Annotated in this window: 2 protein-coding genes; both read left to right on the forward strand. The window is 63.3% G+C overall.

Features of this window, described 5'->3' with window-relative positions; genetic code table 11:
- The first annotated feature begins 146 nt into the window (after positions 1–146).
- Positions 147–1139, forward strand: coding sequence for an acryloyl-CoA reductase (gene acuI / locus KG698_RS15060; protein WP_213686361.1), 993 nt, complete (start codon positions 147–149; stop codon positions 1137–1139).
- A 25-nt stretch (positions 1140–1164) separates the two neighbouring features.
- The gene (locus KG698_RS15065; RefSeq protein ID WP_213686362.1) at positions 1165–1971 is read left to right on the forward strand and encodes a crotonase/enoyl-CoA hydratase family protein; all 807 of its coding nucleotides are present in this window, start codon (positions 1165–1167) and stop codon (positions 1969–1971) included.
- Positions 1972–2163 lie beyond the last annotated feature (192 nt).

Consider the following 2163-nt stretch of genomic DNA (forward strand, 5'->3'; position numbering starts at 1 on the left):
CAGCCACCTTGCGGGGTTCAAGACGCCGAAATCGGTTGTGTTTCAGGAGCTTCCGAAAACCGCCACCGGCAAGATCCAGAAATTCATTCTGCGGGATATCGCGCGGACCCTTGGCCCATTGGCCTGATCAAGATTGGAGAATAAAAATGACGTTCAACGCATTGGTCGTCGAAAAGGCCGAAGATGGGGGCACGCGGGCCGGGGTTCAGGCGCTGGACGACAGCCGCCTGCCTGCCTGCGATGTGACCGTGGCGGTCGAATACTCGACCGTGAATTACAAGGACGGGCTGTGCCTTGGCTCGGGCGGCGGTCTGGTGCGCAGCTATCCCCATGTGCCGGGGATCGACTTTGCCGGGGTGGTCGAGGCCTCGGACGATGCGTGCTATGCGCCCGGCGATCGGGTGGTGCTGACCGGCTGGCGCGTGGGCGAGGTGCATTGGGGCGGCTACGCGCAGAAGGCGCGCGTCAAGGCCGACTGGCTGGTGCCCTTGCCCGAGGGGTTGACCACCCGCGCCGCGATGGCGGTGGGCACGGCGGGCTTTACCGCCATGCTGGCAGTAATGGCGCTGGAAGATCACGGGCTGAAGCCGGGGCAGGGGCCGGTTCTGGTGACCGGCGCGGCCGGCGGTGTCGGATCTGTAGCGACCGCGATTCTGGCCCATCTGGGGTATGAGGTGGCCGCCGTGACCGGCCGTCCCGAAACCGCCGAATACCTGACCGCGCTGGGGGCCACGCGGATCGTCCCGCGCGAGGAACTGGCCGAAACGGTCAAGCGCCCGCTGGAGGCTGAGACCTGGGCGGGCTGTGTCGATGCGGTGGGCGGCGCGATGCTGGCGCGCGTGCTGGGGCAGATGAAATATGCTGCCTCGGTCGCGGCGGTGGGCCTGGCCGGGGGCGCGGGCCTGCCCGCCACGGTGATCCCCTTTCTGCTGCGGGGGGTGAACCTTTTGGGCATCGACAGCGTGATGCGCCCCTTCACCGACCGCCAGCGCGCCTGGGGCCGCATCGCGCGAGATCTGCCCATGGACCGGCTGGAGGCGATGATCCAGCCCGCCACGCTGGCCGATCTGCCCGCCCTGGGCGCGGCGATCCTGAAAGGGCAGGTCAAGGGCCGCGTGGTGGTGGATGTGAACGGCTGAAATCTGACCGCCGAAAGGACAAACATTGACTGTTGATCTTTCTACACTGGCTTTTCCCAACCTGACGCTTGAAGAAGTTGACGGTGGGGTTCTGATCGTGACCCTAGACCGCTCCGCGAAGCGAAACGCACTTGACGCTGAGACGATCGAAGCCTTGGTCGCATTGTTTTCCATCCTACCAAGGTCCACTGCGCGCGCTGTTGTTCTAGCAGCAGAAGGCGACCATTTCTGCGCCGGGCTGGACTTGGTGGAACATCATGAGGCCGACCGCAGCCCAGCAGACTTCATGCACCTTTGCCTGAGGTGGCATGAAGCATTCAACAAGATGGAGTATGGCGGCATACCTATCATTGCGTCGCTGAAAGGGGCAGTCGTTGGGGGCGGTCTCGAGCTGGCCAGCGCCGCCCATATACGTGTCGCCGATGCCTCAACCTATTTTGCATTGCCCGAGGGTCAGCGCGGACTGTTCACCGGGGGTGGAGCCACGATCCGGGTGGCAAATCTTGTTGGCAAAGCACGGATGATCGACATGATGCTGACTGGCCGTATCTATCAGGGGCCTGAAGCTGTCGAGGTTGGCCTGGTTCAGTACCTCGTCGAAGGATCAAGCCTGGATACATCTTTGGAGCTGGCCCGCAAGGCCGCCCAGAATCTGCCCTTGACCAACTTTGCAATCTGCTCGGCCGTCAGCCATCTTGGGAATATGTCCGCGCTGGATGCCGCCTATGCCGAGGCAGTCATCGCCGGGGTCGTCAATACCCAACCAGCTGCCCGCGAGCGCCTGAACGCCTTCGCCAAGGGGACTGCGGCGCGCGTTCGTCCGAATGGATAAGGTTGGGACGTTGGCATCTCGCAGTCATTACCGCTCCCGGAAGAGAACGATACCGAAGCAATTCGGGTAGGCAACGCCACCGGCTGCACCCCGCAGACCCAGCTCAGCCCGTTTGCGCATATCGACCCTCAGCGCAAACTCCGACGGCAGGCACGGCAATATGCAAAGCGATACCTGCATATTCGACCACTT

This window comes from Roseicyclus sp., from assembly GCF_018402035.1.
Taxonomy (GTDB): domain Bacteria; phylum Pseudomonadota; class Alphaproteobacteria; order Rhodobacterales; family Rhodobacteraceae; genus Roseicyclus.